Genomic DNA, 20,366 nt, shown 5'->3' on the forward strand with positions numbered 1-20,366 from the left:
GGCAACAGGAAAAAAACTTGCGATCTCAATCACATATTTTGCCGTCGAACAAAGGTTGTCCAACCGCTTACCGCGAAAAGCAACCGCTTAGCCCTCACTTTCAACCGCTCACGCATTTACCCAACTTTACGCGCGCGTATCTCTGACAAACTCATCATCAGAATCAATACCTCCTCAATCCCCAAACGCAAAAAACAACGGCAGCTTCGGCTGATTATTAATCTTAAAAAAACCAGGTTTTACTATGGATACGAAAAAGCTATTCAAGCACATACCCTGGGTGATTCTCGGAATCATCGGTGCGTTTTGCCTCTCGGTCGTCGCCTTACGCCGCGGTGAGCACGTCAGTGCCCTGTGGATCGTCGTGGCGTCGGTTTCTGTTTATCTGGTGGCCTATCGCTACTACAGCCTGTACATCGCCCAGAAGGTGATGAAGCTCGACCCCACGCGCGCAACGCCGGCGGTCATTAACAACGATGGCCTGAACTACGTGCCGACCAACCGCTACGTGCTGTTCGGCCACCACTTCGCCGCTATCGCCGGTGCCGGCCCGCTGGTTGGGCCGGTGCTGGCCGCGCAGATGGGCTACCTGCCGGGTACCCTCTGGCTGCTGGCGGGCGTGGTGCTCGCGGGCGCGGTGCAGGACTTTATGGTGCTGTTTATCTCCACGCGCCGTAACGGTTCGTCACTGGGCGAAATGGTCAAAGAAGAGATGGGCCGCGTGCCGGGCTCCATTGCCCTGTTCGGCTGCTTCCTGATTATGATCATCATCCTCGCGGTGCTGGCGCTGATCGTGGTGAAAGCCCTGGCAGAAAGCCCGTGGGGTGTGTTCACCGTCTGCTCAACCGTGCCGATTGCGCTGTTTATGGGTATCTACATGCGCTTTATCCGCCCGGGCCGCGTCGGTGAAGTGTCGGTGATCGGTATCGTGCTGCTGGTGGCTTCCATCTACTTCGGCGGCGTGATTGCCCACGACCCGTACTGGGGCCCGGCGCTGACCTTTAAAGACACCACCATCACCTTCGCGCTGATTGGCTATGCCTTTATCTCTGCCCTGCTGCCGGTATGGCTGATTCTGGCACCGCGCGACTACCTCGCGACCTTCCTGAAAATCGGCGTTATCGTTGGCCTGGCGCTGGGCATCGTGATCCTCAACCCGGATCTGAAAATGCCAGCCGTGACCCAGTACATCGACGGTACCGGCCCACTGTGGAAAGGCGCGCTGTTCCCGTTCCTGTTTATCACTATCGCCTGTGGCGCCGTTTCCGGCTTCCACGCGCTGATCTCCTCCGGCACCACGCCGAAGCTACTGGCCAACGAAACCGACGCGCGTTTCATCGGCTATGGCGCGATGCTGATGGAGTCCTTCGTCGCCATTATGGCGCTGGTGGCAGCCTCTATCATCGAGCCGGGTCTTTACTTCGCGATGAACACGCCGCCAGCAGGTCTGGGCATCACCATGCCGAACCTGCATGAAATGGGCGGCGAGAACGCGGCGCTGATTGCGCAGCAGCTGAAAGATGTCACCGCCCATGCGGCAGCGACCGTCAGCTCCTGGGGCTTCGTGATTTCGCCTGAGCAGATCCTGCAAACCGCGAAAGATATCGGCGAACCGTCGGTACTGAACCGCGCAGGCGGCGCGCCAACGCTTGCGGTCGGTATCGCCCACGTGTTCCACAAAGTGCTGCCGATGGCCGATATGGGCTTCTGGTACCACTTCGGGATTCTGTTCGAAGCGCTGTTCATCCTTACCGCACTGGATGCCGGTACCCGTGCAGGCCGCTTTATGCTGCAGGATTTGCTCGGTAACTTCGTGCCGTTCCTGAAGAAAACCGACTCGCTGGTCGCTGGCGTTGTCGCGACTGCGGGCTGCGTAGGCCTGTGGGGCTACCTGCTGTATCAAGGCGTGGTTGACCCGCTGGGCGGCGTGAAGAGCCTGTGGCCGCTGTTCGGTATCTCTAACCAGATGCTGGCCGCCGTGGCGCTGGTGCTGGGTACGGTTATCCTGATTAAGATGAAGCGCACCCAATACATCTGGGTCACCACTATCCCGGCGGTATGGCTGCTTATCTGCACCACCTGGGCGCTGGGCCTGAAACTGTTCAGCACCAACCCGCAGATGGAAGGCTTCTTCTACATGGCGAATCAGTACAAAGAGAAGATTGCTAACGGCGGCGAACTGACCGCCCAGCAGATCGCCAACATGAACCATATCGTGATTAACAACTACACCAACGCAGGCCTGAGTATTCTGTTCCTGGTGGTGGTGTACAGCATCATCTTCTACGGTTTCAAAACCTGGATGCAGGTGCGCAATAGCGATAAACGTACCGACAAAGAAACACCGTATGTGCCGGTACCGGAAGGCGGCGTGAAGACCTCTTCACACCACTAACCTCTTTGCCGGATGGCGCTGCGCTTATCCGGCCTACAAAAAGTGCAGTCTGTAGGCCGGATAAGGCGCTAGCCGCCATCCGGCTTTATTCATATCTGGATGAGACAATGTTTGGTAACTTAGGTCAGGCAAAAAAATACCTCGGTCAGGCGGCAAAAATGCTGATTGGCATTCCGGATTACGACAACTACGTCGAACATATGCAGACCAACCATCCGGATAAACCGTACATGACCTACGAAGCGTTCTTCCGCGAGCGCCAGCAGGCGCGCTACGGCGGCGATGGAAAAGGCGGCATGCGCTGCTGTTAAAGGAGACATCATGGCACCGATTGCAGTTACCCTACTTACCGGTTTCCTCGGCGCGGGCAAAACCACCCTGCTGCGCCACATCCTCAACGAACAGCACGGCTTTAAAATTGCCGTGATTGAAAACGAATTCGGCGAAGTCTCCGTCGACGATCAGCTGATTGGCGACCGCGCCACGCAGATTAAAACCCTGACCAACGGCTGCATCTGCTGCACCCGCTCTAACGAGCTGGAAGACGCACTGTTAGACCTGCTCGATAATCTCGACCAGGGCAACATCAGTTTCGACCGCCTGGTGATTGAATGCACCGGCATGGCCGACCCCGGCCCTATCATTCAGACCTTTTTCTCCCACGAGGTGCTGTGTGAACGCTATCTGCTGGATGGCGTAATTGCGCTGGTCGACGCAGTGCACGCCGACGAGCAGATGAACCAGTTCACCATCGCCCAGTCGCAGGTTGGCTACGCTGACCGTATTCTGCTGACCAAAACCGACGTCGCCGGTGAGGCCGAAAAGCTGCGCGAGCGTCTGACCCGCATCAACGCCCGCGCGCCGATTTACACTGTCACCCACGGCGATATCGACCTGAGTCTGCTGTTCAACACCAACGGCTTTATGCTGGAAGAGAACGTGACCTCGAAGCCGTGCTTCCACTTTATGGCCGACCAGCAAAACGACGTGTCGTCGATTGTTGTGGAGCTGGATTACCCGGTGGATATCAGCGATGTCTCTCGGGTGATGGAGAACCTGCTGCTGGACTTCGCCGACAAGCTGCTGCGCTACAAAGGGATGCTGTGGATTGACGGCGAACCGAACCGCCTGCTGTTCCAGGGTGTACAGCGCCTGTACAGCGCCGACTGGGACAGGCCGTGGGGCGATGAAGCGCCGCACAGCACGCTGGTGTTTATTGGCATTCAACTGCCGGAAGCAGAAATTCGCGCGGCATTCGCCAGCCTGAAAAAATAACCCGTAGCCCGGCCAAGCGAAGCGCCGCCGGGATTAGCACCGAGCCGCTCCCGGCGGCGCTTCGCTTGGCCGGGCTACGCCAATTGCCTGAATCATGCCCCCTCCGCCCCGGAAGGGGGTAATTAAATGCGTAGAAATGTAAATATCCATTTTTATTCATGACAATCGGAACGTTTTTGGAAATTATTAGAAAGACAATTAATTCACTGCCAACCAATATCCCCCGCTCTGTTCAAGGTACGTTTAGGCAAAAACTAAACGGGCGCTAAACGTCAAAACGCTAATTATTGACGCAGGTAAAAACAAACAGACAAGCAACAAAAAAACACCATACCCACTACAATTCCAGTATTAAAAATCGACATGAGTCACATTTGCAGAAGTAAAATCCACTTGTTAAGGTGTCCTCAGATTAATTTTATGACGAGGAATAAACCATGAAAAAGCTTAATATCCTGCTCCTTTCCGCTCTGACCGCCGTATCCTGTTCCGCACTGGCGATGGGCGGTAGCCTTGAGCAGGGTAAAAACTTTACCAACCTGAATCTGGAAATGGGTAAATCCTCATCCGGCCTGTACGCAGAAAGCAACTGGCTGAAAAACACCGACGACGGCACCCAGACCGGCGGCGTGGGCGCAGGCTATAACCTGGAAGTCGGTCCGGTGATGCTGAACGCAGGCGCGAAAGCTATCTACATCGGCCCGAAAAAAGGCGATAACGGCGTGGCGTTCCCTATCGGCGGCGGCGTTAGCGTAGCCCTGACCGACAGCATCCGCGTCTTTGGCGAAGGCTATGCCGCGCCGGAAGGCCTGAACAACAGCGTGAAAAACTACGTTGAAGCTAACGGCGGCGTAAGCTGGTCGCCAATTTCACTGGTCACTCTGAAAGCGGGCTATCGCCACGTCAGCGTTGACGGCAAAGACGGCCGTCCAAACCACACGCTGATTGACGGTGCCTACATTGGCGGCGGCGTAAACTTCTAACGTTACCCACTTCCAAAAAAACCTGCCCGATGGCAGGTTTTTTTATGGCTGCCGCTATTGGCGCACCACTACCAGCTTCTGGTTCACAAACTCTTTGATTCCCAGATCCGACAGCTCGCGCCCGTAGCCGGAACGCTTCACGCCGCCAAACGGCAGTTCAGCCGCGGTATCGGTGAGCCAGTTGATGTACACCATCCCGGTCTCAATGCGCGAGGCCATTTTCTTCGCCCGTTCAATATCCTGGCTAAAGACCGCACCGCCCAGCCCGTAGTGGGAATCATTGGCCAGCGCAATCGCTTCATCATCATTCTTCACCACGTAAATCTGCGCGACAGGGCCGAAGAACTCTTCAAAATACGCCGGGTTATCGCGGGAAATGTGGGTCAGGATGGTGGGCTCGAAGAAGCTGCCGTCACGCTGCACCGGCTTACCGCCGAGATGCAGCTTCGCGCCGTTTTTCACTGCTTCGTTGACCTGTTTGGTCAGCGTCTCCAGCGCGTCTTTTGACGACAGCGGGCCAAGCGTGGTGCTTTCATCCAGCGGGTCGCCAATTTTTGCCCGCTTAAACGCTTCGGTAAACTTGCTCAGGAAGGCATCGGCAATTTTCTCATGCAGCACAAAACGTTTTGCCGCGGTACAGACCTGCCCGGCGTTGTTCAGGCGGGCATTAACGCCAATTTTCACCGCTTTATCGAGGTTAGCATCGTCCAGCACCACGAAGACATCGTTACCGCCCAGCTCAAGGGTTGATTTCTTAATGTGCTTCGCCGCCTGTGCCGCCACCACGCTGCCCGCTTTTTCGGAGCCGGTCAGCGCCGCGCCCTGTACGCGATCGTCGGCGATAATCTTCGCCACCTGATCCTGAGAAATATACAGATTGGCCCACGCCCCTTCCGGCGCGCCCGCTTCACGGACAAGGTGCGCAAAAGTCTCCGCACAGTGCGGCACAATGCTGGCATGTTTAGCCAGCACCGGGTTACCTGCTGCCAGGTTCGGGGCCAGCACGCGCATCAGCTGGTAATAAGGGAAATTCCATGGCTCAACGGCCATTAGCACGCCGATAGGATGGTGTTCAACCCAGGCCTCGCCGAGCTCGGATTTGTACTTCACCGGCGCGAGAAACTGCTTCGCGTTGTCAGCATAATAGCGGGCAATTTGCGCGCACAGTTTCACCTCGCCGCGACTTTGGGCGATCAGTTTGCCCATCTCCAGGCTGGCAATCTTCGCCAGCTCCTCAACGCGGGCATCGATCAAATCGGCTAATTTGTGGAGTACCGGCAGGCGCTGGTCGATATCCCCTTTTGCCCAGTCGGAATGGTAGAGCGCATCGGCCGCTTTCAGCGCCGCTTCAACGTCCGCATCGGTGTGAGAAGGGTATGCTTTGATAAGCTGGTTAGTGGCAGGATTAACTGTCTGGTAAGCCATCGTGAATCTCCTTGTTTTTACCGCTTAGGGTATTAAGGGTAGTCAATCTGGCTGGCTGCGGGCGTAAAGTTGGGTATAAACGGAGGTTTCCGAATAGGCATCCCCCGCCTGACAAGACGGGGGATGACAGGAAAAAATTACCGTTTCACCTGTAATACTTCCTGCGATTCCTTATGCGACTCCACCTCTTGCGGCGTTAACCACAGCGATTTACGGCCGAAGGTTTCATACATTTTTAGCTGATCGTCATAGTGCTTATCCGCCTTGCCGTCCGGGGCAATAAACCCGCTTTGACCCGGCGCGACCACGTCCCAGGCAAGCACCGGGCTTTTGCTGGCCGACGGAGAGAACACGATCATGTCATTTTCCGTGCCGCGGTTCTGGTATTCCGCCTGATGACGCGCTTCATCCGCTGCCGCCTGCGGCACGCCGAAGAAGTTATTGGCCCGGAAGGTCAGCGCCATCGCCGGCGTTTTCCAGCCGTTCAGGTCGTTGCCGTAGCGCTTTGACAGCGTCAGCCAGGCATCGTCCAGCGCCGCCAGCACCACCTCGTGCTGCGGTTTTCCGCCAAACAGATCGACCGCCTGCGGAATCGGCGACTTCTCGCCCTGCAGCGCTTCGTAAAGGATCTTCGCCCCTACGCTGATGTTCAGCGAGCCGGTTGGCCCGTCCTGCGTCGTCTCATAGCCGCTGGCGCTGTACCAGTCAGCGAACGGCTTCGGTACCGCCGTCACAACCGTGCGTTTCAGCATACTGGTCAGCCAGGCGTTGAGAATCGCCGAGCCCGGCTGCTGATAGGTTTTACCGCCTTCGTTGAGCAGGTTGCTGCCATCCCAGCCGGTTAGTTTATCCACCAGCTGGCGACGCGGGTCGCTTACCGGCAGGCTCGCCGTCGCGTCCTTGAGCGTCGGCAGGAAGAGCCGCAGGTTCAGATCCTGACGGCTGGTTTTGCGGATCACATCCCAGGCCTGATCGGCGGTAAAGCGCGGCTGCTTATCAAGAATGCGGTCAATCTCGGTCACGCGATCCGCGCCGCCCCACAGGAAGGCAAACAGATCGGATGCCGGATAATCTTTTTGCGGTGAGTTGTTCCAGTTGGCGATATAGCCCGACTGCGGGTTATACACTTTCGGGTTCAAATCAAAAGAGAGCAGCCCCTTCCAGTCCCACTTTCCGGTGCCGGGCACCGGCAGACGCGGGTCGTGACCCGGCTGACGGTCAGGATACGCACCGGTATGCACGTAGCCAATATTGCCGTTCACGTCGGCGTAGTACCAGTTGATGGTCAGCGCCTGTTTTGCCGCCTGCTGCGTCCACTCCTGCCAGTTTTTGGCCTTCATCTGGTGAGTCCACGCCAGCAGCGATGCCACCTCTTTGCCTTCCCACGCGCGCGCCTTGGCGTAGGCCGTTTGTGTGGTTGGGTCGGTTTTCATCACATTACCGTGCAGGGTGCGCCAGACGGTGAAGGTCTCCGGCTGGCCGTCTTTGACCTTAATGGTCTCTTCGCGGCTGAGCATTTTCACCCACTGGCCGTTATGCTGATAATAGCCTGGCTTATCTTTCGACAATTTTTCGGCAAAGATGTCGACATCATCGCCGAAACCAGCGGTAGAACCCCAGGAAATCGTGCCGTTGTGGCCAAACACCAGGCCAGGATAAGCAAACGGCGTATTGCCGGTGACGTCGTAGCCCGCGCCGTGCAGGCCAATGCCGTAGGTATAAGCAGGCGCGTACCAGCCGAACTGCGGGCCGTTGACCATAATGGCCTTTGCATCCTGTGCTTTGTTTTTACCAATTACCCACATATTGCTGGTTGTCGGGTAGCCCGCCAGCCCGTTGGCCCCGCTCTGCGCAAACTGCGCGGCGATGGTTTCCCGGTTTTGTCCCGCCGTCAGCGCCAGCAGTGCGCCGTCTGCGCCTTTTGCCGGCCGGTCGAGCATCGGTGCTGGCAGGTCGTAACGCGGGAGCAAGGCCGCCGTTTGCGTATTGTTAAGGTCGAACCTGAGCGGATAGTGGCTCTCCTTAGGGGAAATGGTCGTTGGCGCGGAAGGGTTCACCAGCCATTTTAACTGGTCAAAAAACGCCATCCCCTGCTGCTTACCGTATTTGTCTTTTAGCGCCGTCAGCAGCGCCAGGTTATCAATTTCGCTGGTACTGTCAGAGAAACGGTTCGCCATCGTGCCGACAAAAACCATCGCCACATCAAAAGGCTGCCAGTGCTGTGGTGCAAAACCAAAGGTGGAAAACTGTTTTGGCAGCAGCGTGCCAGGGTTGGCGTTCACTTTATCAATCCAGGCGTTCATGCCGTCGGCATAGCCTTGCAGGATGGACTTATCCTCCGGTGCTAGCGCCGCGATTTGCGCCCGGATGGAATCCGGCCAGTAGTTCTGGCGAATCCCCTTATCAAAACTGACGAACGACTTGCCGAGGACTTCAGAGACCGTGCCCTGCGTGCTGCGCCGCGCCATCTCCATCTGGAACAGGCGATCCTGCGCCACCACGTAGCCATAGCCGTAAAACAGCCGATAGGTATCATCGGCGTAAATATGCGGCATGCCGTATTCATCGCGAACAATCTTGACCTCGGTCTGGGCACCTGCCGCCAGCGCGGAAAGGCTCCAGGAACACATCAGGGAAGCAGCAACACAGTTCACGATCATACGATTTGTATTTTTCATTGTATCCTCTTGCAGGTGTATGATTAGCGAGTTGATACTAGCTGTGAAGCAACACTTATCTATATGAGGCGAATGATTTCAGCGTGAACTGTGAGTCTGATATCAGTTATTTGATACATTAAATTCGTTAATGTGATCTAAAGCGAATCGTTTATTTTTCACACATCTCCACCCACCTTTCCCTAATGTGGTATAAAAATAAAAAACCGCCGGGGGAAGCGAATGACCACACCACGCGATATTCATCAGACCTTCACTCGGCTGCCGGGGCTTGAACGACGCAGCACCTGGCAGAGCACGCAGGCCTATAAGCGCCACAGCCACCCGCAGCTCTCGATAGGGGCGATTCTCGAAGGCGGAACGCGCTGCGTCTGTGACGGGCAGGAGTCCCTTTTGTCACCTGGCGACCTTATCGTTATCCCCGCCAACGCGCCGCACAGCTGCAACCCGATACAAGGAAAGCCGCGCAGCTACCATATGCTCTATATCGACACGCCGCTGCCATTAGCCCGACAGGTCATTCGCAACGATGCGCTGTTCAGCCTGTATCTCACCGTCGTGGAGCAGATGTCCGCCGACGCGCTGACCACGCTGTTATCCGCTCTCTCCCTGCGAACGGGCGTTGATGAAAAACTGCGTTCCACCAGCCAACATCTGCAGCAGGCGCTACTGGCAAACCCCGTCGCTCCCCCCTCCCTTGATGCGTTCGCCGCACGTTTCTCGCTGCGTAAAGAGACCTTAATCCGAACGTTCAAGCAGGATACCGGCCTGACGCCCGGCAGCTTTCTTAACAACTCGCGCGTGGAGTACGCCAAAGCGCGGCTGCGCGCCGGGGACGAGATTGCCGATGTGGCCTACCAAAGCGGCTTCGCTGACCAGAGCCATTTCCACAAAACCTTTGTCAGCTACACGGCCGCCACGCCGCGTCAGTACGCGCTGGGCAGATCAATATCCGACAATAATTAACGCCTCTTCAGGCCTACGCTGACCTCACGCTTTTTATTGAGGTCGCTATGGAACAGGTCACTACACTCTTCCCTCCGGCGTTTCCCGCACTGGCACTCGCGCACTTTATGGCGCTGCTCAGCCCGGGGCCGGACTTCTTTCTGCTGGTTGGCTACGCGCTACGCTTTCGACTGCGCGGCAGCGTGGGCGTTTGCCTTGGCATTGCAGCGGGGAACGGGTTCTACATTCTGCTGGTCGTTATTGGCTCCGGGCTACTGCGCCAGGCGCCGCTGCTTTTCACCGGTATCGAACTGATGGGCGCCGCGTACCTTCTCTGGGTGGGCCGCCAGTTGCTGAATAGCCGCGCCGGAACACGGGAGTGGCAACATACCGCATCGGCGCTGCCCTCGCTCACCCGACAGCTGCTGCTGGGGCTGGGCTCTTCACTGCTGAATCCGAAAAATGCGCTGTTCTATCTGGCGCTGATGACGGCGCTGCTCGGCCCGGATGTCACGCTGGTACAGCAGGCCGTGTGCGGGGTCTGGATGACCGGCGTCGTGCTGCTTTGGGATCTGTTGTTGATCGTACTGATCGCGCTGCCGCAGGTTCAGCGACGGCTCGGTAATCTGGTCTGGAAAATTGAACGGGCGGCTGGCGGCATATTGATCGGCTTCGGCGGCTGGATCTTATGGCAATTTATATTGAGCTAAAATGCGGGCGGGCGACGTGTCAGGCACGTCGCCCGTATTTTTAACCCACTTCATCACGGCGCAGCCCAACATCTTTCAGCTGTTCATCGCTCATTCTCTGCAATACGCGACGCGTTTGCCGAACTTGCCACCCTTTTTTCATAAAGCGCCACAGTTGCACAAAGCCGATAAACGGCTGTTTTGCCCGGTTCTCATGAAATTCCATACTTTGCCTCCTCACCTTGCCAGAGGCTTTATCTTCGCGGATTTCCGGCCCTGCAATACAGATTCAAAAAACACTTTTCTTTAACATACAGATTCGCTAAAACGATATCTGCGTGCGGTTTTTATCGCCTGACTGTACTGGTTTTCTCATCTGTATGGCGATCACTGGGGATACAGCGATGACGCGTTACCAACATCTGGCCAACCTGCTGGCCGAACGAATTGAACAAGGGCTGTATCGCCACGGCGAAAAGCTGCCCTCCGTGCGCAGCCTGAGCCAGGAGCATGGCGTCAGCATCAGCACCGTACAGCAGGCTTATCAGACGCTGGAACAGCGCCAGCTGATCACCCCACAGCCGCGCTCCGGCTACTTCGTCGCGCCGCAAAAAGCCCAGCCGCCGGTGCCGCCGATGTCGCGCCCGGTACAGCGCCCGGTGGAGATCACCCAGTGGGATCAGGTACTGAACATGCTCGACGCCCGCAATGACAAATCGATCATCCCCTTCGGCGGCGGCTCGCCGGACGTCACCCAGCCCACGCTTAAACCACTGTGGCGCGAGATGAGCCGGGTAATACAGCATAATATTGTCGACGTGCTGAGCTACGACGAACTGCCCGGCCGCCGCGAACTGCGCGAACAGATCGCCCGCCTGATGCTCGACGGCGGATCGGTGGTCACCGCCAACGACCTGATCATCACCAGCGGCTGCCACAGCGCGCTGTCGCTGGCGCTGCTGTCGGTATGCCAGCCTGGCGATATTATTGCCGTGGAATCCCCGACTTATTACGGCACCATGCAGCTGCTGCGCGGCTTAGGGCTGAAGGCCATAGAGATCCCCACCGATCCCAACACCGGGATCAGCATCGAAGCGCTGGAGCTGGCGCTGGATCAGTGGCCGATCAAAGGGGTGATCCTCGTCCCCAACTGCAACAACCCGCAGGGATTTATCATGCCCGACGCCCGCAAGCGCGCGGTGCTGAGCCTCGCTCAACGCTACGATATCGTGATTTTTGAAGACGATATTTACGGCGAACTGGCGACCGACTACCCGCGCCCGCGCACCATCCACTCATGGGATATCGACGGCCGGGTGATGCTGTGCAGCTCGTTTACCAAAACCATCGCCCCCGGCCTGCGCATCGGCTGGATAGCGCCCGGCCGCTACTACGACAAGCTGCTGCAAATGAAGTACGCCGCCAACGGCACCAACGTGCCGTCGACCCAGCTGGCCGCCTCGAACTTTATCCGCGATGGCCACTATCACCGCCACGTGCGGCGGATGCGGCAGATCTACCAGCGCAACATGGAGATCTACACCTGCTGGCTGCGCGAGTTTTTCCCCTGCGGGATCTGCGTCACCCGCCCCACCGGCGGCTATATGCTGTGGGTAGAGTTGCCCGAGCAGGTCGATATGGTGTGTGTAGCGAAGCAGCTGTGCCGGATGAAGATCCAGGTGGCGCCGGGATCGCTGTTTTCGGCATCGGGGAAGTACCGGAACTGCTTGCGGATCAACTGCGCGCTGCCGCCGATCGACAAGCACCGCGAGGTGATGGTGCAGCTGGGAACGGCGGTGAAGGTGGCGATGGAGTGAGAGTGGAGTGCCCTATGGCCGCATAAATTTATGCGGCCAGCTCATTATTTCTTATTTTGCTCGCGCAGCATCGCTTCGCGCAAAATGGCGTTGAGCCGCGTCTGGTAACCCTTTCCAGGGCGTTTCAACCATTCCATCACGTCAGCATCAATACGCACAGACGCCTGCGTTTTCAACGGACGGAAAAACTTACCGCGATTAGCCTCTGACCACTGCTCATCTTCTGTCGCAGGAATGTCGCTGTAATCAATTTCATCATCCGATTTATTCGCCAGCGCTTTCAGTTCAGCCTCATGCTGAGGACTCAGCGTGGATACGCTGCCGCGTTTATGCTTAACCCTGTTCATAACGACTCCTCTCTTTACGGTCTGCCTTTCTGGCGCTGATGATGCGAATCACTTCATGACCACTTTCGAACTGAACGCTGTGGGCAACCAGAATAACCACAATGCCATGAACAAGACCGATGGTCTGCCAGCGATACTCGCCATTCTCATATCGATCCTGCCGCGACAGATGTTGGGGATCGTCAAATACCAGTACCGCATCCTCAAAGCGGACACCGTGTTTCCTCAGGTTATTTTGTGCCTTGTTTGCATCCCACTCAAACTCCATTGGCATGTGTTTTCCCTAAGGAAGGTGCGAACAAGTTCCTGATATGAGATCATCATATTCATCCGGAGCGCATCCCAGAGGGACATCATGAGCCATCAACTCACCTTCGCCGATAGTGAATTCAGCACTAAGCGCCGTCAGACCCGAAAAGAGATTTTCCTCTCCCGCATGGAGCAGATTCTGCCATGGCAGAATATGACCGCTGTCATCGAGCCGTTTTATCCCAAGGCGGGCAATGGCCGACGGCCCTATCCGCTGGAGACCATGCTGCGTATTCACTGCATGCAGCATTGGTACAACCTGAGCGACGGTGCCATGGAAGATGCCCTGTACGAAATCGCCTCCATGCGCCTGTTTGCCCGATTATCCCTGGATAGCGCCCTGCCGGATCGCACCACCATCATGAATTTCCGCCACCTGCTCGAGCAGCATCAACTGGCCCGTCAATTGTTCAAGACCATCAATCGCTGGCTGGCCGAAGCAGGCGTCATGATGACCCAAGGCACTTTGGTGGATGCCACCATCATTGAGGCACCCAGCTCTACCAAGAACAAAGAGCAGCAACGCGATCCGGAGATGCATCAGACCAAGAAAGGCAATCAGTGGCACTTTGGCATGAAGGCCCACATTGGTGTCGATGCCAAGAGTGGCCTGACCCACAGCCTAGTCACCACCGCGGCCAACGAGCATGACCTCAATCAGCTGGGTAATCTGCTTCATGGAGAGGAGCAATTTGTCTCAGCCGATGCCGGCTACCAAGGAGCGCCACAGCGCGAGGAGCTGGCCGAGGTGGATGTGGACTGGCTGATCGCCGAGCGTCCCGGCAAGGTAAAAACCTTGAAGCAGCATCCGCGCAAGAACAAAACGGCCATCAACATCGAATACATGAAAGCCAGCATCCGTGCCAGGGTGGAGCACCCGTTTCGCATCATCAAGCGGCAGTTCGGCTTCGTGAAAGCCAGATACAAGGGGCTGCTGAAAAACGATAACCAACTGGCGATGTTATTCACCCTGGCCAACCTGTTTCGGGTGGACCAAATGATACGTCAGTGGGAGAGATCTCAGTAAAAACCGGAAATAACGCCAGAAATGGTGGAAAAAATAGCCTAAATAGGCTGATTCGATGTGTTTGCGGGAAAAAAATCGGCCCAGATCCGCGAAATTTTAATCAGCGAGTCAGCTTGGGAAGAAATGACCTGCTTATTCGCACCTTCCATAGCTGCCGGATGGGATTATGTAGGCCGGATAAGGCGAAGCCGCCATCCGGCGATGCCACCGTTGTGCCTGATGGCGGCTTCGCCTTATCAGGCCTACCGTTTCTTTGCCGACAGGAGTCGCTATGACCACGGAAATCACCCTTACCCCCGCCGAGCGCGAGAAGCTGCGCGATCGGCTGACCGACTACTGCGCCAAACAGTTCGACCTCGATCTGGAGCAGTTCGATGCGGAGTTCTTTATCGATTTTATTATCGAAAATCTGGGGCCGGCCTTTTATAACGCCGGGATTGATGAGGCGATTCGCACCCACTTTGCGTGGAGCGAGCGCATTCAGGAAGAGATGGATCTGAAGAAAATTCTATGAGTTCACCGTACGTTATTCGTTCTTTACGCGACCATCCCGAGCAGATGGCGGCGGTTATCGCCTATTTCCAGCAGCAGTGGGCGTCGGAAGCATCGATGATGGTTTACGACGATGCGCTGCGCCGCACGCCGGGGGCGAAAAACCCGCTGCCGCAGTGGTACTGGTTGCAGGACGGCGATCGGATCATTGGCTGCGCGGGGTTGATTGCTAACGATTTTATCAGCCGCTGCGAACTGTATCCGTGGCTGTGCGCGCTGTACATTGAGCCGGATTATCGTCAGCAGGGGTTGGCCCGCCGGTTGATTGAGCATATCGCCCGGCACACAAAAGAGCTTGGCTTTACGCAGCTGCATCTGTGTACCGATATCGACGGGTTTTACGAGAAAACAGGATTTGCGTTCAACGGGCTGGGATATCACCCGTGGGGTGAGTCCTCGCGGGTTTATACCCGCGAATTGAACCCGTAGCCCGGAAAGGTGCCGGGTGGCGGCTGCGCCTTACCCGGCCTACAAAACCGCGGCGTAAGCCTGATAAGCGCAGCGCCATCAGGCAATTAGCGGCACCATTTCTCCTGTTGAAGTTCCAGCAATAGCAGCATCATCAGCGCCTGGGCGTACGGTACGGGGGCCATGGCGATATCGCAGTAATATTGCAGGTCCGGCCCGACCATCGTCCCTTTTGACGCTTCCAGTAAGATCCCATCGTCGATCCTGTCGCGCAGCGCATGCCAGGCGCGCATCGCGTGATCGGCCACCTTCTCGTCGAGGATCCCCATTCTGACGCCGCGCAGCATACCGTAGGCGATCCCGGCGGTAGCGGAAGATTCTTGCGGCGATAAAGGATCGTCGAGCAGCGTGTGCCACATGCCGTTGTCGGCCTGAAGCTCGCAGAGCGTATTCACCTGGCGCGCGACCACCACCGCGAGATAGCGCTTCACGCTGGCGTCGAGGCTGTCGCCGAGCAGGGCGATAAATTCCGGGATCGCCACGGTGATCCACGCGTTACCGCGCCCCCAGAACGCTTCGGAGAAGTGATGTTTACCGACAAACGTCCAGCCGTGGTACCACAGGCCGCTCGCCGGTTCACAGAGGTAACGAGTATGCAGCAGAAACTGGTACGAAGCTTCGTCGATCAGGTCTTTGCGCTTGAGCACCACGCCCGCGGTACCGAGGAACAGGCAGGTCATAAACAGCGTGTCGTCCCACAGATGACCGGTGTTCGGCTGCTCTTTCACCACGTGCTGGAAGCCGCCCTCTTCGGTTTTCGGCAGCGTGCGTAACAGCGCGTCGGCCCAGTCGTTCACCACCGTCAGCAGATCGTCCCGCCCGGTGTGCCCGGCCACCAGCGCGAGGGTGATCATCGGCGCGGTGGTGTTGATCTGGATTTCCGGCAGCCCTTTCGCCAGCTGATCTTCATACCAGGTGAGGATCGACTGCTGGAGGCGAGCATCATTCTGCTGGCGCGCATACTGCCAGAAGCCGTACAGGCCGACGCCCACTTCCCATTCCCACTCTTCGAAGTGGATGGCAAAACCTTCACCGTCGCGGGTGCCCACTTCACCCATATTTTTCAGGCGGCAGAAGCCCTGAACCACCTGCTCCAGCAGGCCGTTTAATGCTGCGTTGTTCATTGCACGTCTCCTGACACCGTGACCTGAATTTCATTGCCCACCCGCGTCGGGAACGCGGCGGCCTTGCCGTTGCGCTGGCAGTTGCCCTGCCCATCGAGCTGCATCAGCGTGTGCTGGCTATCCATCACCCGCGCGACGTCGCCTTGATGTTCAATGCGCAGCGCCTGAACGCGCTGGCAGAAGGTGCTAAAATCACCCTCGCCCACTTCCAGCCACCACGCCACGCGGCGGCCTTCGGCGCGCACTTCATCGCCGTTGACGGTGAGCGGCTGCGAGCACAGCACGGCGGCAAACGCGTCGCCCGCCCGCACCACCACGCCCTGCGCCAGCGGGCGCACTTCATCAAAGGCTTCGGCGTGAAGATGCAGGTGCGTCCAGCCCAGCGACTCCTGCTTGTCGAGCTGCCACAGCAGCATCGCCTGATTTTCCACCTGCATCACGCACGGCAGCACGCCGTTGCCCGCCCAGAAGGAGGGACGCGCTTCGCTGCCCGGTGCCACGTCACCCGGGTGGTTCACCCACAGCCGCGCCTCGGGACGCGTGGCAAACTGCACATCCACCAGATGCTGCTGATGACCGCGTTCGCCGGTGTGGTGATCGACGCAGCTGGAAAGCATCACCGCGGGCTGCTTCCACGCCACAATCTTGCCACCGCCGCACGCGTAGTGGGCGCTGAGCGCGCCGTGAGATAGGCGGGCGTACTGCGCAGACTCCGCCGGCGGCGCATAGTCGCTCAGGCAGAAGAACGGCAGCGAGGCACACTTGCGGTTAACGTGCCCGCCGCCCCAGGCCACGTGGCCGAACGCTGAGAGCTCGGTCATCTGGCTGGCCAGCAGCTCTTTTTCATAGACGCGGCCCATGGTGCCTGCGGCAATCCCGGACTGATAGTGCAGCGCGCTCATGCGCATCAGGCGGTCAATCAGATGCCGTGCACGCTGGCGCAGTGCAGGGTCGTCAGCCAGCTGATAAAGCGCGAACAGACCAATGTCGTCCACCGGGTAATAGGGCGCGGAATTCCACTCGACAAAGCCTTGCTGCTTGATGGCATCAAACCAGCCGTTCAGCCGTTGGGCGGCCACCGCCTGCTGTTCACGGCCCGTGCGGCCAGAGGCAATAAAGCGTTCCTCCGGGAACATTTGCCCGGCAAGGTACTGGGCGGTGTGGAAGCACAGCGCGTGGTTTTCACTCCAGAACCACATTACATCGTTGCCCAGTTCGTCATACCAGTAGCGATAGCCGACAATCGCCGAGCGCACACGCTTCCACAGCACCGCCGGGAAGTGTTCGCCGTGGAAGTCATGCCAGATCCACAGCAGCGGTACCATGGAGAAGTCCGAACAGTCCTGCCGCGCGCTGATGCGCTGGAGCGTGCTAATCAGCAGTTCCTGCGCCTGAGGGCCGTTTTGACCGACGTGCAGCATCGCCAGCAGGCGGCCGGTGCGCGGCACGCCGTGTTCAGCAATAAAGCTCAGCGCCGCGCGTTTGCGGGTTTCCAGCACGCCTTCGCCGCCGGGCGGCGTGGCGTCGGGCAGCACGGTCAGGCTCAGGCTGCGGCTCATCGTCACGTCGTTCAGGCTGGCGGTCAGTTCAAGACGGTAACGCCCCATCCCAACGCGCTCCGGCAGCGCGAGCGTCAGCTTCCCGTCGTCGACCACGACGGTGCCAAAATCCAGCGGACAGGTGGCGATAACGTCGTTGCCGAGGCTGTGGATCGCGCCGCCCAGATGCAGCGTATTCGCCGTCAGGCCGCTCAGCGTCAGACGCTGGCGCTGAGCCACGATCGTCGCGGGCAACGCGTCCATAAACCGCTGAACGGCGGCCAGCGCTTCGCCGTTCATCTGCGGCAGCGTGGCTTCCAGCGGCGTTTCACCAAGGTAAATCATCCGCAGCGCAAACACGGTGTCGCGTTCAAATAGCTCATCAAGGTGAATCAGCAGCGCGTTCTCCCCCTGCTGAAGGGCAATATCAACCGGCAGCGTTTGCAGCGTATTGCGGGTAAACGGCGTAAAGCAGACGGCCTGCTCGCCGTCGACCCAGAGACGTACGCCGCCGCAGGTGGCAATCTGGAAGGGGTACCGCCCTGCTGCGGGCGCATGTAAGGTCACACGCAGCCAGCGCTGGCTGTGGGTGGCGACGTTTTGTACGCCGGAGAACGTTACCGTATCGCTGTCGCCGGTCCAGGTGACGGCCGCCGCCGGTAGCGCATGTTCCGGGTTAACCGCACGCCCGGCAGCATCCCGGCGGAAAATACACCGACAGAACGATTCCTGCGCCGGGCCTTTACCGTTGGCGAACGGATAGTCCATCGGTTCATCCATGGCTTCGCCGGTGAAAAATTCGGCAAACCGCGTATTGTGCGGCGATGAAACCGTAAAGTGCGTCAGCGCCCCGCCCGCAACCAACCTCATAGTACTTTCCTCAATAGCCGATAGTCATTAACCGCTATTTTCGGGAAACGAGGTGAGGCACGCTACGCGCGGGGTTGCGCCGATACGCGGAACTGCCTGGTCATTCACAATCTCGCCCTGACGAGAGAATAAAACGTGATAGACATCACATCGAAAACGCCCAACGCGCTACACAGGCCGGGAAAACTCACGTTTCCCGGTAACCACAGAACGGTCAGCCGCGATCTCTGTCACATTTTACCCTTTCAATTGCGTCAGCTCGTGGCTCAGGCTGTCGGCCAGCATCCGCACGCGGGTCGGGTCAAACAGCACGTGCAGCCCCGGCGAGGCGTCCGCGTGCTGCTCGCAGAAGCTGGTCATTTCCGCCGCGCAGCGGTAAAGCTCCTGAATATTCACCTGGCAAATCTCGCGCATGCTCCAGCTGTTTTCCACCAGCCGGGCGAAGTGGAGCGTGAAGAAGGCTTTTTGTGCGTGGCGGAACAGCAGGCAGTAGAGCGCAAAACCCTGCCACTCTTCCTGCCAGCGCCGGTGCAGTGAGAACGGAAACGCGGCGCGTTCGGCAAACGCCAGCGCCTGCTCGCCCAGCGTTAGCGCCGCCTGGTAAGCACCGTCTTTTTCTTCGGCAATCAGCGACAGGTTACGGGCAGAGGTGGCGACATCGCTGGCGCTAAAGAAAATATCGCGCTCCGAACCCGGCAGCCAGTGGTTGCGGTTGAGCTGGCCATACAGGCTCCACACCGCCTGGCCGTAGCTTTCCGGCACCTGGCTGTGACGATGAAAGACGTGGTCGCGCACGTAAATGGCCTGATACAGCACCTGGCTTGCCTGGCCTAGCAGCGATTGAAACTCCGCAAACGCCGCCGCATCAGGACGCCAGCCGTAGCACTCATCCAGCCAGTGGGTCAGCAGCGCCGCGTGCGTGAGATGTTCATGTTCCCGCGACAATATCTGGCTGCAGGCAACCAGGTTACATTCGCTCAGCGTGCCGATAACCCAGTGGTTGTCGACTCCTTCCCAGCTCGTTTTGCACACCGCGCCGTTGATGGTGGCGTTACCGCGACACCACAACAAGCGCCCCTGCAGTTCGTCGATGCGCGGGAACGGCAGCACGCCCCAGCCTACCTCTTCCCCGACCAGGTCCAGTTCGACCCAGACGTCGCGATCTTCAACGTCAAGCAGGGCGGGATTATTGGGGAAGGTCGGCCAGAAGCGCTCCGGCGTCAGCTTGATGGAGACAGACACGCACTCCGGCAGCGTGCGAATGGCTTCCATCACGTTGCTGATATCGTGGTTGCCCGCCGGAAAGGCACGCAGCACCAGGTGTTTATTTTCACGCATCACCGCCCGCGCCATGGCGCTGAAGCATTGGGTGTAGCGGGACAAGCTGCGCGGGTCGATATGCGGCGACGGGTCGTCCTGCCCGGTCAGCTCCCAGTTGGGACGGGAGATAGGCAGCAGGCCGTCGGTATTAGAGAGCGCCACCAGCAGGCCGCTCATGGCGGGGATTTGCTGGCACAGCAGCGTGAGTTTATCCGCCAGATACTGGCACCAGAACTCGACGTCAAAGCGGATGCTGCCGTCTTTATCAATCAGCTGCGGGTGTGCCGCCAGCAGGTCGGCCGGGAAACTGAGTTCTTTCGCCTGGAGATAAAAGCGCAGCCCCTGCTTGTGGCAATAACCGGCAAGACGGTTGAGGTAAACGCAGCGGGCGCGCTGCTGGCTGGAGAGACGATCGTTGTACTGGTGGGGCGTGTAGCCCTTCGGCGAGACCAGCTTGTCGAACAGATCGACCTGCCCGACAATCACGGTATTAAACTGATGGCGGGACGCCCACTGCACCAGCTCGCAGGCCTTGTCCCAGTTCCAGAACTCTTGGTTGTTCAGTTCCAGCGCACGCGTCTTCCACATCGTCTTTCTCCCTCAC

At 58.1% G+C, this 20,366-nt stretch carries 18 protein-coding genes; 10 read left to right on the forward strand and 8 right to left on the reverse strand.

What is annotated here, in order from left to right:
* Positions 1-244 precede the first annotated feature (244 nt).
* From btsT to H7R58_RS20765, 4 genes are all read left to right on the forward strand, one after another.
* Complete coding sequence (gene btsT / locus H7R58_RS20750; RefSeq protein ID WP_106930445.1) at positions 245-2,395, forward strand: pyruvate/proton symporter BtsT; 2,151 nt, start codon at positions 245-247, stop codon at positions 2,393-2,395.
* 107 nt (positions 2,396-2,502) lie between these two features.
* Complete coding sequence (locus tag H7R58_RS20755) at positions 2,503-2,706, forward strand: YbdD/YjiX family protein (protein ID WP_106930447.1); 204 nt, start codon at positions 2,503-2,505, stop codon at positions 2,704-2,706.
* Positions 2,707-2,716: 10 nt separating this feature from the next.
* Complete coding sequence (gene yjiA / locus H7R58_RS20760) at positions 2,717-3,670, forward strand: GTPase (RefSeq protein ID WP_182934522.1); 954 nt, start codon at positions 2,717-2,719, stop codon at positions 3,668-3,670.
* A gap of 437 nt (positions 3,671-4,107) precedes the next feature.
* Positions 4,108-4,653 carry a YfaZ family outer membrane protein gene (locus H7R58_RS20765; protein WP_182929527.1) on the forward strand — a complete coding sequence of 182 codons (546 nt, stop codon included), beginning with the start codon at positions 4,108-4,110 and terminating at the stop codon, positions 4,651-4,653.
* Between the two features lie 54 nt (positions 4,654-4,707).
* Here H7R58_RS20765 and H7R58_RS20770 read toward each other — a convergent pair whose 3' ends face one another.
* Both H7R58_RS20770 and H7R58_RS20775 read right to left on the reverse strand, forming a co-directional pair.
* Positions 4,708-6,078 carry an NAD-dependent succinate-semialdehyde dehydrogenase gene (locus tag H7R58_RS20770; RefSeq protein ID WP_182929528.1) on the reverse strand — a complete coding sequence of 457 codons (1,371 nt, stop codon included), beginning with the start codon at positions 6,076-6,078 and terminating at the stop codon, positions 4,708-4,710.
* A gap of 137 nt (positions 6,079-6,215) precedes the next feature.
* Positions 6,216-8,756: a penicillin G acylase gene (locus H7R58_RS20775; RefSeq protein ID WP_182929529.1), complete on the reverse strand. Its 2,541-nt coding sequence runs from the start codon at positions 8,754-8,756 to the stop codon at positions 6,216-6,218.
* 222 nt (positions 8,757-8,978) lie between these two features.
* On the opposite strand from H7R58_RS20775, the gene H7R58_RS20780 reads away from it, so the two are divergent.
* Entirely contained in the window at positions 8,979-9,722 is a 744-nt protein-coding gene (locus H7R58_RS20780; RefSeq protein ID WP_182929530.1) for a helix-turn-helix transcriptional regulator, read from the forward strand.
* Positions 9,723-9,769: 47 nt separating this feature from the next.
* Positions 9,770-10,411 (forward strand): LysE family translocator, encoded by a 642-nt coding sequence (locus tag H7R58_RS20785; RefSeq protein WP_182929531.1) that lies wholly within the window; start codon positions 9,770-9,772, stop codon positions 10,409-10,411.
* Positions 10,412-10,451: 40 nt separating this feature from the next.
* On the opposite strand, the gene H7R58_RS20790 is transcribed toward H7R58_RS20785, so the two are convergent.
* Entirely contained in the window at positions 10,452-10,616 is a 165-nt protein-coding gene (locus H7R58_RS20790; RefSeq protein WP_182929532.1) for a DUF1127 domain-containing protein, read from the reverse strand.
* Positions 10,617-10,794: 178 nt separating this feature from the next.
* On the opposite strand from H7R58_RS20790, the gene H7R58_RS20795 reads away from it, so the two are divergent.
* Entirely contained in the window at positions 10,795-12,207 is a 1,413-nt protein-coding gene (locus H7R58_RS20795; RefSeq protein WP_182929533.1) for an aminotransferase-like domain-containing protein, read from the forward strand.
* 44 nt (positions 12,208-12,251) lie between these two features.
* Here H7R58_RS20795 and H7R58_RS20800 read toward each other — a convergent pair whose 3' ends face one another.
* Positions 12,252-12,554, reverse strand: a complete 303-nt coding sequence (locus H7R58_RS20800) for a BrnA antitoxin family protein (RefSeq protein ID WP_106930461.1) — start codon at positions 12,552-12,554, stop codon at positions 12,252-12,254.
* Positions 12,541-12,828, reverse strand: a complete 288-nt coding sequence (locus H7R58_RS20805) for a BrnT family toxin (protein WP_182929534.1) — start codon at positions 12,826-12,828, stop codon at positions 12,541-12,543. Before H7R58_RS20805 ends, H7R58_RS20800 begins: the two co-directional genes overlap by 14 nt.
* An 81-nt stretch (positions 12,829-12,909) precedes the next feature.
* Here H7R58_RS20805 and H7R58_RS20810 point away from each other — a divergent pair, with 81 nt between their 5' ends.
* The 3 genes from H7R58_RS20810 (at position 12,910) to H7R58_RS20820 (ending at position 14,871) form a co-directional block, all read left to right on the forward strand.
* Positions 12,910-13,890, forward strand: coding sequence for an IS5-like element ISKpn26 family transposase (locus tag H7R58_RS20810; RefSeq protein WP_000019445.1), 981 nt, complete (start codon positions 12,910-12,912; stop codon positions 13,888-13,890).
* 271 nt (positions 13,891-14,161) lie between these two features.
* The gene (locus tag H7R58_RS20815; RefSeq protein WP_182929539.1) at positions 14,162-14,404 is read left to right on the forward strand and encodes a DUF2164 domain-containing protein; all 243 of its coding nucleotides are present in this window, start codon (positions 14,162-14,164) and stop codon (positions 14,402-14,404) included.
* A complete protein-coding gene (locus tag H7R58_RS20820) occupies positions 14,401-14,871 on the forward strand; it encodes a GNAT family N-acetyltransferase (protein ID WP_182929540.1) in 471 nt (156 codons plus the stop codon). Before H7R58_RS20815 ends, H7R58_RS20820 begins: the two co-directional genes overlap by 4 nt.
* An 86-nt stretch (positions 14,872-14,957) precedes the next feature.
* On the opposite strand, the gene H7R58_RS20825 is transcribed toward H7R58_RS20820, so the two are convergent.
* From H7R58_RS20825 to H7R58_RS20835, 3 genes are all read right to left on the reverse strand, one after another.
* Positions 14,958-16,034: a beta-galactosidase BglB gene (locus H7R58_RS20825; protein ID WP_182929541.1), complete on the reverse strand. Its 1,077-nt coding sequence runs from the start codon at positions 16,032-16,034 to the stop codon at positions 14,958-14,960.
* Positions 16,031-18,442 (reverse strand): PA14 domain-containing protein, encoded by a 2,412-nt coding sequence (locus H7R58_RS20830; RefSeq protein ID WP_182929542.1) that lies wholly within the window; start codon positions 18,440-18,442, stop codon positions 16,031-16,033. Before H7R58_RS20830 ends, H7R58_RS20825 begins: the two co-directional genes overlap by 4 nt.
* A 237-nt stretch (positions 18,443-18,679) precedes the next feature.
* Complete coding sequence (locus tag H7R58_RS20835; RefSeq protein ID WP_106930477.1) at positions 18,680-20,350, reverse strand: hypothetical protein; 1,671 nt, start codon at positions 20,348-20,350, stop codon at positions 18,680-18,682.
* Positions 20,351-20,366 lie beyond the last annotated feature (16 nt).

This window comes from Klebsiella sp. WP4-W18-ESBL-05 (genome assembly GCF_014169075.1).
GTDB classification, from domain to species: domain Bacteria; phylum Pseudomonadota; class Gammaproteobacteria; order Enterobacterales; family Enterobacteriaceae; genus Kluyvera; species Kluyvera ascorbata_B.

What these genes read in the sequence shown, in the direction of transcription:
- H7R58_RS20765 (WP_182929527.1), top strand. Translation starts at nt 4,108, where the DNA reads ATGAAAAAGCTTAATATCCTGCTCCTTTCCGCTCTGACCGCCGTATCC.
- H7R58_RS20780 (WP_182929530.1), top strand. Translation starts at nt 8,979, where the DNA reads ATGACCACACCACGCGATATTCATCAGACCTTCACTCGGCTGCCGGGG.
- H7R58_RS20775 (WP_182929529.1), bottom strand. Translation starts at nt 8,756, where the DNA reads ATGAAAAATACAAATCGTATGATCGTGAACTGTGTTGCTGCTTCCCTG.
- H7R58_RS20830 (WP_182929542.1), bottom strand. Translation starts at nt 18,442, where the DNA reads ATGAGGTTGGTTGCGGGCGGGGCGCTGACGCACTTTACGGTTTCATCG.
- H7R58_RS20785 (WP_182929531.1), top strand. Translation starts at nt 9,770, where the DNA reads ATGGAACAGGTCACTACACTCTTCCCTCCGGCGTTTCCCGCACTGGCA.
- H7R58_RS20835 (WP_106930477.1), bottom strand. Translation starts at nt 20,350, where the DNA reads ATGTGGAAGACGCGTGCGCTGGAACTGAACAACCAAGAGTTCTGGAAC.
- H7R58_RS20810 (WP_000019445.1), top strand. Translation starts at nt 12,910, where the DNA reads ATGAGCCATCAACTCACCTTCGCCGATAGTGAATTCAGCACTAAGCGC.
- H7R58_RS20815 (WP_182929539.1), top strand. Translation starts at nt 14,162, where the DNA reads ATGACCACGGAAATCACCCTTACCCCCGCCGAGCGCGAGAAGCTGCGC.
- H7R58_RS20820 (WP_182929540.1), top strand. Translation starts at nt 14,401, where the DNA reads ATGAGTTCACCGTACGTTATTCGTTCTTTACGCGACCATCCCGAGCAG.
- H7R58_RS20825 (WP_182929541.1), bottom strand. Translation starts at nt 16,034, where the DNA reads ATGAACAACGCAGCATTAAACGGCCTGCTGGAGCAGGTGGTTCAGGGC.
- H7R58_RS20755 (WP_106930447.1), top strand. Translation starts at nt 2,503, where the DNA reads ATGTTTGGTAACTTAGGTCAGGCAAAAAAATACCTCGGTCAGGCGGCA.
- H7R58_RS20770 (WP_182929528.1), bottom strand. Translation starts at nt 6,078, where the DNA reads ATGGCTTACCAGACAGTTAATCCTGCCACTAACCAGCTTATCAAAGCA.
- H7R58_RS20790 (WP_182929532.1), bottom strand. Translation starts at nt 10,616, where the DNA reads ATGGAATTTCATGAGAACCGGGCAAAACAGCCGTTTATCGGCTTTGTG.
- yjiA (WP_182934522.1), top strand. Translation starts at nt 2,717, where the DNA reads ATGGCACCGATTGCAGTTACCCTACTTACCGGTTTCCTCGGCGCGGGC.
- H7R58_RS20795 (WP_182929533.1), top strand. Translation starts at nt 10,795, where the DNA reads ATGACGCGTTACCAACATCTGGCCAACCTGCTGGCCGAACGAATTGAA.
- H7R58_RS20805 (WP_182929534.1), bottom strand. Translation starts at nt 12,828, where the DNA reads ATGCCAATGGAGTTTGAGTGGGATGCAAACAAGGCACAAAATAACCTG.
- btsT (WP_106930445.1), top strand. Translation starts at nt 245, where the DNA reads ATGGATACGAAAAAGCTATTCAAGCACATACCCTGGGTGATTCTCGGA.
- H7R58_RS20800 (WP_106930461.1), bottom strand. Translation starts at nt 12,554, where the DNA reads ATGAACAGGGTTAAGCATAAACGCGGCAGCGTATCCACGCTGAGTCCT.